The organism is Curtobacterium sp. MWU13-2055 (assembly GCF_023242305.1).
Classification (GTDB): Bacteria; Actinomycetota; Actinomycetes; order Actinomycetales; family Microbacteriaceae; genus Curtobacterium.
The window spans coordinates 72,393-86,289 of the sequence record NZ_JALLIO010000008.1; the positions used below are offsets into that span (position 1 = coordinate 72,393).

Annotated in this window: 13 protein-coding genes; 7 read left to right on the forward strand and 6 right to left on the reverse strand. The window is 70.3% G+C overall.

Going from position 1 to position 13,897, the window contains the following annotated elements; genetic code table 11:
- The first annotated feature begins 46 nt into the window (after window positions 1–46).
- Entirely contained in the window at window positions 47–799 is a 753-nt protein-coding gene (locus M4960_RS15395) for an SDR family NAD(P)-dependent oxidoreductase (protein WP_248704692.1), read from the forward strand.
- Window positions 800–899: 100 nt separating this feature from the next.
- Here the strand turns inward: M4960_RS15395 and M4960_RS15400 are convergent, their stop codons facing one another.
- Together M4960_RS15400 and M4960_RS15405 are read right to left on the reverse strand one after the other, a co-directional pair.
- On the reverse strand, window positions 900–1,169 hold the full coding sequence (locus M4960_RS15400) for a hypothetical protein (RefSeq protein ID WP_123293687.1): 270 nt from the start codon (window positions 1,167–1,169) through the stop codon (window positions 900–902).
- An 11-nt stretch (window positions 1,170–1,180) separates the two neighbouring features.
- Window positions 1,181–2,341: an inorganic phosphate transporter gene (locus M4960_RS15405; RefSeq protein ID WP_132099455.1), complete on the reverse strand. Its 1,161-nt coding sequence runs from the start codon at window positions 2,339–2,341 to the stop codon at window positions 1,181–1,183.
- Between the two features lie 87 nt (window positions 2,342–2,428).
- Between M4960_RS15405 and M4960_RS15410 the strand changes: the two genes are divergently transcribed.
- The 3 genes from M4960_RS15410 to M4960_RS15420 all read left to right on the forward strand — a co-directional run bounded on the left by M4960_RS15410 (window position 2,429) and on the right by M4960_RS15420 (window position 4,925).
- Window positions 2,429–3,307 carry an alpha/beta hydrolase gene (locus tag M4960_RS15410; protein WP_131846961.1) on the forward strand — a complete coding sequence of 293 codons (879 nt, stop codon included), beginning with the start codon at window positions 2,429–2,431 and terminating at the stop codon, window positions 3,305–3,307.
- Between the two features lie 85 nt (window positions 3,308–3,392).
- Window positions 3,393–4,442: a biotin/lipoate A/B protein ligase family protein gene (locus M4960_RS15415; protein WP_248704693.1), complete on the forward strand. Its 1,050-nt coding sequence runs from the start codon at window positions 3,393–3,395 to the stop codon at window positions 4,440–4,442.
- 153 nt (window positions 4,443–4,595) lie between these two features.
- Entirely contained in the window at window positions 4,596–4,925 is a 330-nt protein-coding gene (locus M4960_RS15420) for a hypothetical protein (RefSeq protein WP_248704694.1), read from the forward strand.
- A gap of 14 nt (window positions 4,926–4,939) precedes the next feature.
- On the opposite strand, the gene M4960_RS15425 is transcribed toward M4960_RS15420, so the two are convergent.
- Entirely contained in the window at window positions 4,940–5,224 is a 285-nt protein-coding gene (locus M4960_RS15425) for a GNAT family N-acetyltransferase (protein ID WP_123293692.1), read from the reverse strand.
- 64 nt (window positions 5,225–5,288) lie between these two features.
- Between M4960_RS15425 and M4960_RS15430 the strand changes: the two genes are divergently transcribed.
- Window positions 5,289–6,179 carry a site-specific DNA-methyltransferase gene (locus tag M4960_RS15430; protein WP_248704695.1) on the forward strand — a complete coding sequence of 297 codons (891 nt, stop codon included), beginning with the start codon at window positions 5,289–5,291 and terminating at the stop codon, window positions 6,177–6,179.
- Window positions 6,180–6,564: 385 nt separating this feature from the next.
- On the opposite strand, the gene M4960_RS15435 is transcribed toward M4960_RS15430, so the two are convergent.
- The 3 genes from M4960_RS15435 to M4960_RS15445 form a co-directional block, all read right to left on the reverse strand.
- Entirely contained in the window at window positions 6,565–9,063 is a 2,499-nt protein-coding gene (locus tag M4960_RS15435) for a DHA2 family efflux MFS transporter permease subunit (protein ID WP_308222022.1), read from the reverse strand.
- 146 nt (window positions 9,064–9,209) lie between these two features.
- Complete coding sequence (locus M4960_RS15440) at window positions 9,210–10,454, reverse strand: glycosyl hydrolase (RefSeq protein WP_248704697.1); 1,245 nt, start codon at window positions 10,452–10,454, stop codon at window positions 9,210–9,212.
- Between the two features lie 13 nt (window positions 10,455–10,467).
- Entirely contained in the window at window positions 10,468–11,514 is a 1,047-nt protein-coding gene (locus tag M4960_RS15445) for a LacI family DNA-binding transcriptional regulator (protein ID WP_248704698.1), read from the reverse strand.
- 121 nt (window positions 11,515–11,635) lie between these two features.
- Between M4960_RS15445 and M4960_RS15450 the strand changes: the two genes are divergently transcribed.
- Both M4960_RS15450 and M4960_RS15455 read left to right on the forward strand, forming a co-directional pair.
- Entirely contained in the window at window positions 11,636–12,925 is a 1,290-nt protein-coding gene (locus M4960_RS15450; protein ID WP_248704699.1) for an ABC transporter substrate-binding protein, read from the forward strand.
- A 30-nt stretch (window positions 12,926–12,955) separates the two neighbouring features.
- Window positions 12,956–13,894, forward strand: a complete 939-nt coding sequence (locus M4960_RS15455) for a carbohydrate ABC transporter permease (RefSeq protein ID WP_248704700.1) — start codon at window positions 12,956–12,958, stop codon at window positions 13,892–13,894.
- The last annotated feature ends 3 nt before the right edge of the window (window positions 13,895–13,897 follow it).

Here is a 13,897-nt window from a genome sequence, read left to right on the forward strand (position 1 = left end):
TGTACCGTTGTCCTGGACAACAGGTGTTGTTCAGAGAGAAGGAATCATGTCCGAGTTCGAGGGCAAGGTCGCCATCGTCACCGGTGGTGGCAGCGGCATCGGCGAGTCCGTCGCGAAGGAGCTCGCCGCGGCGGGCGCCACGGTCGTCGTCACCGACATCAAGCTCGACGCTGCCCAGCGGGTCGCGTCCGAGATCACGGAGACCGGCGGCACCGCCAGCGCGTTCGAGGCCAACTCCGCCGTCGCCGCCGACAACGAGCGCATGGTCCAGTACGCCGTCGAGACGTACGGCGCGCTGCACCTCGCCGTGAACAACGCCGGCATCGGCGCCGCCCCGCAGAAGATCGGCGAGTACGACATCGCCGCCTGGGACCGCGTCCGTGCGGTCGACCTCGACGGCGTCTTCTACGGGCTCCGCTACGAGCTGCCCGCGATGGTCGCCGCCGGCGGTGGCTCGATCGTGAACATGGCGTCGGTGCTCGGCACGGTCGGCATCGCGCAGAACGCCGCGTACGTCGCGTCGAAGCACGCCCTGGCCGGCCTGACCAAGGTCGCCGCGCTCGAGTACTCGGCGCAGGGCGTCCGCACGAACGCCGTGGGCCCCGGGTTCATCGACACTCCGCTGCTCCGCAACGCCATGACGCCGGAAGCCATCTCGGCGCTGGAGGAGGAGCACGCCACGAAGCGTCTCGGCACCGACAAGGAGGTCGCCGCGCTCGTGCTGTTCCTGCTGAGCGACAAGGCCTCGTTCATCACGGGCAGCTACCACCTGGTCGACGGCGGGTACTCCGCGCACTGACATCGGGCGTACCAGGTCGAAACGGGCGTACCTGGTCGGAAGTTTCGACCAGGTACGCCCGTTTCCGTTTCCCAGCGCGGGGGCGATGGGAAGGAACGTGCTAGTGGAACTGGGGGATCGTGAGCCAGATGCCCGCGAGCACGGCTGCCGCACAGACCGCGAAGCACAGGACGGCACCCGCCAGTGCTGCCGGCGGCGTGTGCCCGGACCGCGGGGTCTCCTCGGAGTACTGGGTGCGTTCGCCCCCGGTGTCGAGCGGCTGACCGGTGCCGAGCAGCCGCAGGCCGAGCGTGTAGACGAGCACGATGCCCACCGCGGCCACGAAGCCGACGCCCGCGACCAGGCCGATGCTCGTGAAGTCGATCTCCATCGTCGTTCCCCTCAGTTCTGCGCGCCGGCCGGCTGCGGCTCGGCCTGGTCGGTGGGTTCGGTCGATCCGGCTGCGACGTCGTCGTGCGAGATCGGCTTGCGCTTGGCGAGGACGTAGAACGTGAGCCCGCCGGCCAGGGCGAGCACCGCCACCAGCACGAGGCCGACCGTCGAGGTCGAGGCGAGCCAGGTCGCCAACCCGCCGACCACCGCGGCTGCCGGCAGCGTGATCACCCACGCGACGACGATGCGGCCGACGACCGACCAGTGCACGTCGGCGAGCTTCTTGCCGAGCCCGGACCCGATCACCGAACCGCTGGTGACGTGCGTCGTCGACAGGGCGAAGCCGAGGTGCGAGGAGATGAGGATCGTCGCGGCGGAACTCGTCTCGGCCGCGAAGCCCTGCGGCGACTGCACGTCGGAGATCTTCTTGCCGACGGTCTGCATGATCCGCCAGCCGCCCGTGTAGGTGCCGAGGCCGATCGCGAGTCCGCAGGCCAGGATCACCCAGAGCGCCGGGCCCGTGCCGCTGTCCTGGTAGTTCGCGGCGATGAGCGTGAGCGTGATGACACCCATCGTCTTCTGCGCGTCGTTGGTGCCGTGCGCGAGCGACACCAGCGATGCCGAGACGGTCTGGCCGTGCCGGAAGCCCGTCGCCGCACCGTGCGTCGTGGCGTTCTTCGTGAGCACGTACGCCAGGTAGGTGGCCACCAGGGCGATGACCCCGGCGATGACCGGTGAGAGCAGCGCCGGCAGCACGACCTTCGACACCACCGTCGCCCAGTCCACCGAGTTCAGCCCGGCGCCGATGATCGATGCGCCGATCAGCCCGCCGAACAGCGCGTGCGTCGACGACGAGGGCAGCCCGAGGTACCACGTGGCGAGGTTCCAGAGGACCGCGCCCACCAGCCCGGCGAAGATCATCGTGGGGGAGATGTGGACGCCGTCCTGGCCCTCGCGGATGATGCCCTGCGAGACGGTCTTCGCGACCTCGGTGGAGAGGAACGCGCCGACCACGTTGAGGACGGCGGAGATGAGCACGGCGGTCCGGGGCTTGAGCGCCCCGGTGGCGACCGACGTGGCCATGGCGTTGGCGGTGTCGTGGAACCCGTTCGTGAAGTCGAACACGAGGGCCACCACGATCACGAGCACGACGATGACGAGGACGTCCATGCCGGGGACGGTAGGCCCGCCTCGAACCCGCTGCGTGAACGCCGGATGAACAGGTGCGTGGGAGTACCCGTCTGCGAGGATCCTCACGTGCCCACCTTCTCCGCAGCGCGAGGCGACGCCTCGTTCACCGACGCCCACGGCGTCGAGATCGTCTACTCGACCTGGCGAGCCGCACGCCCCAAGGGCATCGTGCAGATCGCGCACGGCGTCGGCGAGCACGGGTTGCGGTACGAGCCGTTGGCACAGGACCTCGTCCGCGCCGGGTACACCGTGCACGCGAACGACCACCGCGGGCACGGGCGCACCGGCCTCGGGCAGTGGGACGGCGACCACGCCAAGCTCGGTCGGCTCGGCCCCGGCGGACTGCGCGCCGCGATCGCCGCCGTCGAGCAGATGGGCGAGGTCGCCCGTGCGGACACCCCCGGCGTGCCACTGGTGCTGCTCGGGCACTCGTGGGGCTCGCTCATGGCGCAGCGGATCGTGAACAGCTCGTCGGAGTCGTGGGACGGGGTCGTGCTCTCCGCCACCGCCTACCGGCTGCCCGGCTGGATGAACAGCGGCGACCTCAACGCCCGACACGCGGGCTCCGGTCCGACCAAGTTCGAGTGGCTCACCCGCGACCGGAAGATCATCGACGCGATGTCCGTCGACCCGCTCGCCGTCGAGGCCGACGTCATCGGCCTGTTCGGCCTGCCCGACACACTCCGGCTGCTCGGGGTCCCGCGGCGAGGGATCCCGCACGACCTGCCCATGCTGCTGCAGGTCGGGTCCGACGACGCCCTCGGTGGGCCGCGGTCGGTCGAGCGGCTGGCACAGGCCTACCGGCGGCGCGGACGACTGTCCGACGTCACGGTGCAGGTGTACGAGGGGGCGCGGCACGAGGTCTACAACGAGACGAACCGCGACGAGGTCGTGGCCGACCTGGTCGCGTGGCTGGACCGGGTGACGGCGCGCGCCGCGTCCTGAGACGGTACCGGCTGGCGGACGGGAGGCCCGTGGCGGCGCCGATTCGCGCCTCCAGTCCGACAGGTGGCGGGCGTAGGCTCGACGCGTGCACGGTGAGTACAAGGTCCCAGGTGGAAAACTGGTCGTCGTCGACCTCGACGTGGTGGACGGGGACATCCAGGAGTTCCGGCTCGCCGGCGACTTCTTCCTCGAACCCGACGACGCGCTGCCGCTCATCGACGCGGCCGTCAACGGGCTGCCGTCGACGACCGACGCCGCCGGCATCGCCGCGGCCGTCCGTGCGGCGCTCCCCGCCGACGCCGTGCTGCTCGGGTTCACACCCGAGTCCGTCGGGGTCGCCGTCCGCCGCGCGCTGTCCCGTGCGTCGTCGTGGCAGGACTACGACTGGCAGATCATCCACGAGGGTCCGATCAGCCCGAACGAGCACCTCGCGCTCGACCAGGTGCTGACCGAAGAAGTCGGCGCCGGTCGCCGCGGTCCGACCTTGCGCATCTGGGAGTGGGACCAGCCCGCCGTCGTCATCGGGTCGTTCCAGTCGCTGAAGAACGAGGTCGACCCGGCCGGTGCCGAGAAGTTCGGCGTGCAGGTCGTCCGGCGGATCTCCGGCGGCGGCGCGATGTTCATGGACGCCGGCGCGATCATCTCGTACTCGCTCTACGTCCCCGCCGACCTGGTGCAGGGCATGACGTTCGCGGACTCCTACGCCTACCTGGACGAGTGGGTGATCGAGGCGCTGAAGTCCCTCGGCATCGACGCGTACTACCAGCCGCTCAACGACATCACCTCAGCCAAGGGCAAGATCGGCGGCGCCGCGCAGAAGCGCCTCGGCACCGGATCCCTGCTCCACCACGCCACCATGAGCTACGACATGGACGGCGAGAAGATGGTCCAGGTCCTGCGGATCGGGCGCGAGAAGATGAGCGACAAGGGGACGACGTCGGCCGCGAAGCGCGTGGACCCGCTGCGCTCGCAGACGGGGCTGTCCCGCGCCGAGATCATCGACCGGCTGATCGGCACGTTCACGAAGCTGTACGGGGCGACTCCCGGCGCGGTGACCGACGCCGAGCGCGAGAAGGCGCGGGAACTGGTGCGGACGAAGTTCGCGACGAAGGAGTGGCTCGAGCGGGTGCCCTAAGCGGGCTGGTGGTGGGCGGCCGGAGCAGAGGGGGGACGCTCCGGCCGCCGCTCGACCAGTGTGACGACCGACTCCATGAACCACACGTGCGGATCATGAGAATCCCCCGCGCGGCTGATGTCGTGGCCGGATCGTCCACGTAGCGTCGCTCGCGTGAACTGGTTGATCTTCCTGGGGGCGGTGGCCGCCGTGGTCGTCGTGGTGTGGATCGCCGATCGCGTGGGGTGGATCGACCTGTCGAACAAGTCCACGCGCAGCGGCGGATCCGGAGGCATCGGCGGGATGCTGGACGAGGTGTTCGCGCCGACCCGCCACGAGACGCAAGCCGAGTACGAACGTCAGTCGCGCCTCCCGAAGGAGGCACCGTCACCGGCGGACGACGACCACGACCTGCTCAGCGGCAGCGTGCTCATCAAGGTGCCGACGGTGCGGAGCGCCGGTCGGCACGAAGCGCGGATCGGGACGCACGACCGGTCGTACTGACCGGTGCTTGCGCGTCAGCGCGTCGTGAGCTCCTGGTAGTCCGGGTGCCGCTCGATCCACGCGCGGACGTAGCTGCACTGCGGCACGACCCGGAGGCTGCCGTCGCGCACGTCGTCGAGCGCGTGCTGCACGAGGATCGACGCGTGCCCGCCACCGCGGTGCGACGGGTCGACCTCGGTGTGGACGAAGCGGATCTCGTCGCCGTCGACCTCGTACGCCGCGAAGCCGATGACCTCGCCGTCCTCGACCAGGGAGTACTGCTGCTTGTCGGTGTCGTTGCGGACCTCGGGTGCTGCCATGCGCCGAGGCTACGCCGCGAGGCCGAGTCGCCGCTGGCTGCGGTCCGTGCGCCACAATGGTCCCGTGCACACGGGAGACGACCGAGGCCCGGACCGCGTGGTCCTCGGCGACGCCCTCGACGTGACCCCGGCGCTCGCCGACGGGACGTTCACCCTCGTGTACCTCGACCCGCCGTTCAACACGGGGCGGTACCAGCGGCGGCATGCTTCGTCCGCGGTGCCGAGCGCCGACGGGCCGGTGATGGGGTTCCACGGACGGACCTACGAGCGGGTCCGCGGCGACCTGATGCGGTTCGACGACCGGTTCGAGAACTACTGGACGTTCCTCGAGCCCCGACTGATCGAGGCCTGGCGACTCCTCACCACCGACGGCACCCTGTACCTGCACCTCGACTACCGCGAGTCGCACTACGCGAAGGTCCTGCTCGACGCGCTGTTCGGCCGCGAGTCGTTCCTGAACGAGATCGTCTGGGCGTACGACTACGGCGCCAAGTCCAAGTCGCGGTGGCCGACCAAGCACGACACGATCCTGGTCTACGTGAAGGACCCGTCGCAGTACTGGTTCGACTCGTCGGCGGTCGACCGCGAGCCCTACATGGCGCCCGGGCTCGTCACGCCCGAGAAGCGGGAGCGCGGCAAGCTCCCCACCGACGTCTGGTGGCACACGATCGTGTCGCCGACCGGCAAGGAGAAGACCGGCTACCCGACGCAGAAGCCCGAGGGGGTGCTGCGGCGGATCGTGCAGGCGTCGTCGCGCGAGGGCGACTGGGTGCTCGACTTCTTCGCCGGCAGTGGGACGACCGGCGCGGTGGCCTCGGCGCTCGGGCGGCGGTACGTGCTGGTGGACGACAACCCGGCGGCGATCGACGTGATGCGGAAGCGCTTGCCGGGGGCGTCGTTCGAGGTGGCGGGTGCGGCCCCGGGTGGTCGCGCGGGAGCGGTGCCGGCGGGCTGACGGGCGGCGGTGGCGCGTGCGTGCGTGGTGGCGCGCGTGGGGTGGTGGCGCGAGTGCGTAGGCGGGGTAGGCGGGGCGCGTGGGTGCATGCGGGTGCATCGTGCGACGTTCCACGAGGTGATCGACGCGTGTCCTGTCGGAACATGCGCACGCACACGATGCGGGTGCATGCTGCGACGCTCCACGAGGTGATCGACGCGTGGTTCGTCGGAACATGCACATGCACCGAGTGCGCGCGCAGTGCGACCCCCTCGACGTCGCACGACATCGAGGACGACGCACCCGCGCGCCCGCAACAGTTGCACGCGCGCAGAGACGACAAGGTCGACGTCGTGCGACGTCGACCTCGTCGTTCCGAGTCGGCAGGGCCGACCTGCGCGCGCGCCTACTCGGCCGAGTGTCGCCCGTGCGGGTGCGCCGCGTCGTCCGCGTCGTCCAGCCGGGAGGCACGGCTCGCCTCCGCAGCGTCGGCCCCGGTCGCAGGGGCGCCGGCGTCCACCACCGGGGCAGCATGGGCAGCCCGGGTCCGGATGGCACCGGTCGTCGTCGGGGGTTCGTCCACGGGCGCAGCCGCCGAGTGGGCGCCGTGCGTCGTGGCGTCGGGCAGCGGCGCGCGAGTGCCGTCCGTGGTGACGTCGTTCGGCAGCACGTCGTTCGGCAGCACCGACACGTCTGACGATCCGGCAGCGCGTGCTGACCGGGGCTGGGCGGGCACGTCGGGCGAGGTCGGCACCGGGTCCGACGACGCGATCGCAGCCGAACCCGATCCGGCGCCGGCAGCACCCGCACCGGCAGCCGCAGCGTCAGCGTCAGCGGTCCGTGCGGCGTCCGCCTGCTCCTGCAGCGCCGAGGTCTTGCGCAGCGGCGGCACCCGGAAGAACCAGGTCAGCACGAACGCGAGCAGGATCACCGCGAGGCCGACGTAGTACACGCGAACGGCCGAGTCGCTGAAACCGACCAGGAACGGACGGGTGAGTCGCTTGTCCGCGCCGTTCAGGAACGAGGTGTCGCTCGTCGCCGCGGAACCGGACGAGCTCGCACTCGAGTCGCCGCTCTTTAGCTGCTTGATGAGCGTCGGGGCGACCTCGTCGACGACGTTCTCACGTTGCGCCTTGTCCGAGTAGTCGACCTGCAGCGTGCCGTCGACGACGGTCGCGTTCGCCTTGGCTGCAGCCGTCTCGAGGGCCTGCTGCTCCGCGGCCGGCTTGGCGTCGTCGACCTGCTGGGCGATGACGGTGTCGGCTGCGGCGGCGGGGAGCTTGCCGGCCGCGACCTGCTGCTGCACGGCGGCGGTGACCTGCTTCGTGACGGCGGCGTCGGCGGCTTCCTTCGCCTGCACGGCGCCGTCGTTCAGGCCGTCCTGCACGTTCTTCTGCACGGGATCGACGATCTTCGTCCAGATCTGGTCCATCACGCCCTTGTTCTCGGACGCGTTCGCGACCGAGGGGGTGAGCGCGGCGTTGAGGGCGCTCTTCAGGTCGGTCTCGTTCTGCATCGCCGCGGTGATGTTCGTCGGCATCAGGGTGAACAGGACGGACAGCAGCACGGCGGTGCCCATGGTGCCGCCGATCTGCCGGAAGAACGTCGCGGCGCTGGTGGCGACGCCGATGTCACGCGGGGACACCGAGTTCTGCGCCGCGAGGGTCAGCGTCTGCATGAGCTGCCCGAGCCCGAGGCCGATGCCGAACATGCCGAGCATCAGGAACCAGAGGGGGCGGTCGGCGGTCAGGAACGTCAGGACCGTGAAGCCGATGGCCGTGAACGCCGTGCCCGTGATCGGGAAGACCTGGTAGTTGCCGGTCCGCGAGATGATCTGGCCCGAGGCGATCGACGAGATCATCAGACCGAGCACCATCGGGAGCATCGCGAACCCGGACTCGGTCGGGGTGACGCCCTTCACGATCTGCAGGTACAGCGGGATGGTCAGCATCGCGCCGAACATGCCGAAGCCGACGAGCACGGACAGGATCGCGGACATCGAGAACACCCGCGAGCCGAACAGCTTCATCGGCAGGATCGCGTCGCTGCCCATCGCCCGTTCGACGATGATGAACGCGATCAGACCGGCTGCACCGATGCCGTAGCAGGCGAAGGCGCCGGGGGAGCTCCAGCCCCACTCGCGGCCCTGTTCGGCGATCAGCAGCAACGGCACGAGGGTGACGATGACGAGCGTCGCACCCCACCAGTCGATCCGGGGCTTGCCACGGTCACCGAACTTCGGCAGGTGCAGGAACGTCAGCACCATGAACAGCGCGATGACGCCGATCGGCACGTTGATCAGGAACACCCAGCGCCAGCCGGAGATGAACAGCAGCTCGCTCGCGCCGGCGAAGACGCCACCGACGAGCGGACCGATCACGGACGAGATGCCGAAGACGGCCAGGAAGTAGCCCTGGTACTTCGCCCGCTCGCGGGGGGCGAGCATGTCGCCCATGATCGCCAGCGGCAGGGACATCAGGCCACCGGCACCGAGGCCCTGCAGCGCACGGAACCCGGCGAGCATGAGCATCGAGGTCGAGAACGACGCGAGGAACGACCCGACGATGAAGATGCCGATCGCCGTGATGAACAGCGGCCGCCGACCGAAGATGTCGGAGAGCTTGCCGTAGATCGGCGTCGTCACGGTCGAGGCGATCAGGTACCCGGTGGTGACCCAGGCCTGCTGGTCGAGGCCGTGCAGGTCGTCACCGATGGTACGGATCGCGGTGCCGACGATCGTCTGGTCGAGGGCTCCGAGGAACATCCCGGCCATCAGGCCGTAGATCACCAACAGGATCTGTCGGTGGTTCATCACGACGTTGGACGCCGTGGTGGGGGCCGCGGGTGCGGTCGCCGTCTGGGTCATGAGCAGGGTCTCCCGGTACCGATGCGCTGGCGAAACGATTTTTGCGCTGCCTGCAAAGTTACATCTGCCGCAAGTGCTCGGTTGCTCAGGAGCGGCTTCCTGTGTGGATCGGCAGTCACGGTACGCCCGGATCGCGGGCTCGGTGACGATCCCGGTCCACGGCCAGGAGGCCCGGCTCGGCCCCGTCAGACCGCTGCGGTCTCCACGACCCGGGTCACACCGCGTGCCGCCAGCGCCGCGGGGTCGGCTGCGGTCCGGCTCGTCACGACGGTCACGGCCTCGCCGGCGGCGCGCAGGCGGTGCCAGCGCTCGAAGACCGGGCCGCCCGGTGCCAGGTCCGCCCGACGGATCGGCAGGTCGGCTGCGTCGACGTCGACCACCACGGCACTCGTGCGCGGGGTCGGGATCGGGGCGGAGCGTCGTGCGTCGGCGACGACCTCGGCGTAGCGCCGGCCGAGCGGCTTCACGCGGTTGTCGACGTCGAGCAGACCGAGCGAGTACTCCAGGTCCTTGAAGTCGCCCAGGTCGCGGGAGACGTCGTGGGAGCACCACCACGTGACCGCGTGCAGGCGCTCGGTCGTGAGGGCCGCCGCGACCGTGCGCTCGAGGAACTCGGGCATCTCGGACTCGGCGAGGTGCCGGTCGGGCGCCCCGACCTCCTGCAGCCAGACGGGCCGCTCGAGGTCGGTGGCGAAGGCGCGAGCGAGCTCGATCATCCACTCGGCGTGCCGGACGGACTCGTCGGAGAGTGCGCCGTACCGACCGGCCACCCCGTTGAAGATCCAGGAGTGCACGGTCGTGACGTCGCCGAGCCGGCTGGCGTGCGCCGGCACGAACGGGTGGCCGTCGCGGTACCAGAGGTGGTCGTTCTCGGAGTGCGTGACGACGTGCCGCGGGTCCTTGTCGCGGGGTGCGCCGAGCAGGGACTCGAGCCAGTGCGTCACCTGCGCGGTGTCGGCGGGCATCGCGGCGGGGTTCGGCGGCTGGAACTGGTTGAGCTCGTTGCCCAGGGTCAGCCCGGTGAAGTTCGGGCGGTCGCGCACCGCGTCGTACACGGCGGCGACCAGGGCGGCCTGCGCGTCGATCGCCGGCTGGTCCGTGAACATGTTGCCGTCGTGCCAGTTCACGAGCCACGCGGGGACGAAGTCGAATCCGGACATGTGCCCCTGGACGACGTCGACACTGGCGTCCAGCCCGAACTCGGCGGCGATGTCGACCACCAGGGCCACGTCGTCGAGGGCGCGTCGGCGGATGAGTGTGCGGTTCGGCTGCAGGGTCGGCCACAGCGGGAACAGCCGGACGTGGTCGAGGCCGAGGGTGGCGATCGCCTCGAGGTCGCGGCGGATCGCTGATTCCTCCACCGACTGCCACTGGAACATCCAGTCGGTCGAGGGCACGTAGTTCACGCCGAAGCGCGTGGCGGTGGTCATCGGTCTCCTTCGATCAGGGAACGGTGGCGACGGCTGGGGCGGGGCCGGTCGAGCCGCGGACGTGCAGGGCGCGCCCGCCGACCTCGGCATCGGTGACCTCGTCACCCCGGACGAGTCGTTCGACCAGGGCGACGGCGGTGCGGGCGGACTCCTCGACGGGGGCGTCCAGGGCGGTCAGCGACGGACGCACGATCGACGAGACCCACGAGTCCTCCCACGCGACGACGGACAGGTCCTCGGGCACGCGGACGCCGAGCTCGGGGGCGTGCGCGATCACCTCGGCCGCGATCGCCTCGCCGTCCAGGACGATCGCCGTGGCGCGGTCCAGCCGGGCGAGCAGGTCGGCAACCGGGTCCTCGGCGTCGGCTCGCCACCCGAGCACGAGCGCGTCCACGCCCCGGCGCGCGGCTGCGGCGGTGAAGCGGGCGTCGCGGGCGCCGGTGTGCGCGAGCGCCGGGCCGTCCCCGACGCGGGCGATCCGGCGGTGCCCGAGCGAACCGAGGTGGTCCAGCAGGGACTCGGTCGCGTCGGCGTCGCCCACCGTGACCGCCGGGACGGTGCTGCCGGCGATCGGTGCGCCGAGCATGACGGCCGGGGCCGCCAGGTGCTGCAGCATCGGGATGCGGGGATCGTCGGTGCGGACGTCGACGAGCAGGAAGCCGTCTACCCGCTGCTCGGTCCACCACTGCCGGTAGACGGCGGCTTCGTCGTCGGCCTGCACGAGGGTGACGGACAGCGACCAGCCGATCGCGGCGAGGGGTTCGGTCAGGCCGGCGATCAGCCGCATCGTGAACGGGTCGCGCTGGAAGGTGTCGCGTGAGCGGGCGAGGACCAGTCCCAGGCTGTGACCCGCGTTGCCGGAGAGCTTGCGGCTCGCCAGGTTCGGTCGCCAGTTCAGGTCGTCGGCGGCCTTGCGGATGCGGGCCGCGGTGGCGGCGGACACGTTCGGCCGCCCGTTGAACACGTGCGAGACCGCCGAGGTCGAGACGCCGGCGCGCTTGGCGACCTGCGCGATGGTCACGCGGCGTCGGTCGACGGCTCCGGCGGTGGTGTCGCTCATGCCGTCGAGCGTAGAGGCTTGACCACCTCGTGTAAAGCGGTATACGTTGCTCGTCACCTGAAGTACACCGCTGTACCAAAAGCATCGCGATCGCTCCACCATCCACTGCCAGGGAGGCACCGTGACGGACGGCATCAGTAGGCGCACCCTCATCGGAGCGGGGCTCGGCGCCGGCATCCTCGCGCCGATCCTGGCCGGGTGCAGCGCCCTCACCCCGGCCTCGAGCGGCCCCGGCACGCTGAGCGTGCACACCCAGCTCAGCGGCGCGGTCGCGGGTGCGCAGACGTTCACGGACGTCGTCGCCGCCTACCGCCGCCGCACGGACCGCAAGGTCGCCCTGCTCTCGAACGGGTCCGACCTGCCGATCGTCTTCGAGACGAGTTCCCTCGCCGGCAAGGAAGCCGACGTCGCGATCGTGAACATGGTCGGGCGGACGTTGTCCTGGACGGGTGAGGACGCCACGATCGACGTCTCCCGGTACCTCGACGAGTGGGATCTGCGCGACAAGATCATCCCCGAGGCGATCGAGGAGTGGACCGACGACCAGGGCCGGCTCCGGGCGTTCCCGTTCACCCGGACGAACTGGCCGGTGTCGTTCAACACGGCGCTGCTCGAACAGGCCGGAGTCAGCGAGATCCCGACGACCTCGGACGCGCTCATCGCCGCAGCCGACCGCCTGCGCTCCGCCGGCATCGGGCCGGTCACCGTCGGCGGGTCGGACTGGAGCGGGCAGAAGCTCCTCATGCAGGTGATCCAGGGGTTCGTGTCCCAGGACGAAGCGGCGAAGGTCTTCTCCACGGGCAGGATCTCGGAGAGCGCCGGTGCGGTCCGCGGAGTCGAGCACTTCGTCGAGCTCCGCGACGCCGGGGTCTTCGTGGACTCGGTGCAGGGGTTCACCTCGGACTCCGAACTGACGCAGTTCACCACGCGCAAGGCCGCGATCGTCCCCGCGATGTCCTCCGCCCTGGCGCTGGTGTCGAAGGAACGCGCGAAGGAGGTCACCGTGGGCGGCTGGCCGGTCCCCTCGCAGCACGCGGCCATCGCGCACCCGAGCGTCATCAAGAGCTACAACGGGCACGGCATCTGGATCAGCGAGAACGGCCGGGCGAAGCTCGACCTCATCAAGCCGTTCGTGCAGTACCTGTACTCGTCGGCGGTGACGACCGAGTTCGTCCTCGACTCCGGCCGCGACATGAGCCGGATCACCGACACCGTCAGCCGCGACTTCCCGCTCGTCGCCCAGGCGTCGAAGCTCACCGACGACCAGGTCACCCCGGTGATGCTGCCCGACCTGCTCGTGCCCGACTCGGCGTACGAGCCGATGATCCGTGCGACCAGCCTGGCGTACGGCTCGGGCACCTCGGCCGACCGCATCATCGACCTCTTCGAGCGCGCCTACACGGCCGCCTGACCCACCCGACCCTGCGAGAAGGAGCTCCCCATGGCAGTGCTCGTCGAGGAACCACCCGTCCGGTCGGCGTCGACCCCGCCCGGACCTGTCCGCCGCGGATCCCGCGCCGTCGGCAGCAGCCGCGGCAGCTTCCCGACCTTCGCGATCCCGGCGCTGGTCTGGTACGGCCTGTTCATGATCGGGCCGGTCGTCGCGATGATCGTGATCGCCTTCCTGAGCTGGCCCGGCATGCTCGTCTCGCCGACGTTCGCGGGGCTCGACAACTTCCGGGTGCTGTTCTCCGACGAGACGTTCTGGGCCGCGGTCCGGAACAGCACGGTGCAGATCGTGGTGGGGTTGCCGATCATGATCGTGCTGGCGTTCCTGCTCGCCTTCCACGTCGTGCAGAAGCCGCGCGGGCACAAGGTGCTCCGCTACCTGCTCTTCATCCCGGCGCTCATCTCGGCACCGGCCACGGCGATGATGTTCTACGCGATGCTCAATCCCGACGGCCTGGTCAACGGGGTGCTCGCGACGCTCGGCATCGGCGGCAAGGCCTGGCTGGCCGACCCCGCGACCGCCCTCGGCGCGCTCATCGTCGTCGACCTGTGGGCCGGCATCGGGTACTCGGCGGTGCTCATCGCGAGCCGGCTCGACGGCGTCGACACCGAGGTCGTGCAGGCCGCCCGGATGGACGGCGCCGGATCGTGGCGGCTGGCGTGGGGTGTGTACTGGCCGATCGCCCGCGACTTCATCGGGGTGGTGGCGATGCTGCAGTTCCTGTCGATGCTCTTCAGCTCGGCGCAGAACGTGCTCCTGCTGACCCAGGGCGGCCCGGGCACCGCGACCACGACGTTGTCGTACCTCGTGTACCAGAAGGCGTTCGTCGACACCGACCTCGGCTACAGCCAGGCCGTCGGCGTCGTCCTGTTCGTGCTCGGACTCGCCGGGATGTTCGTCATCCGCCGGGTCCTGCGCAAGACCCACTGACCG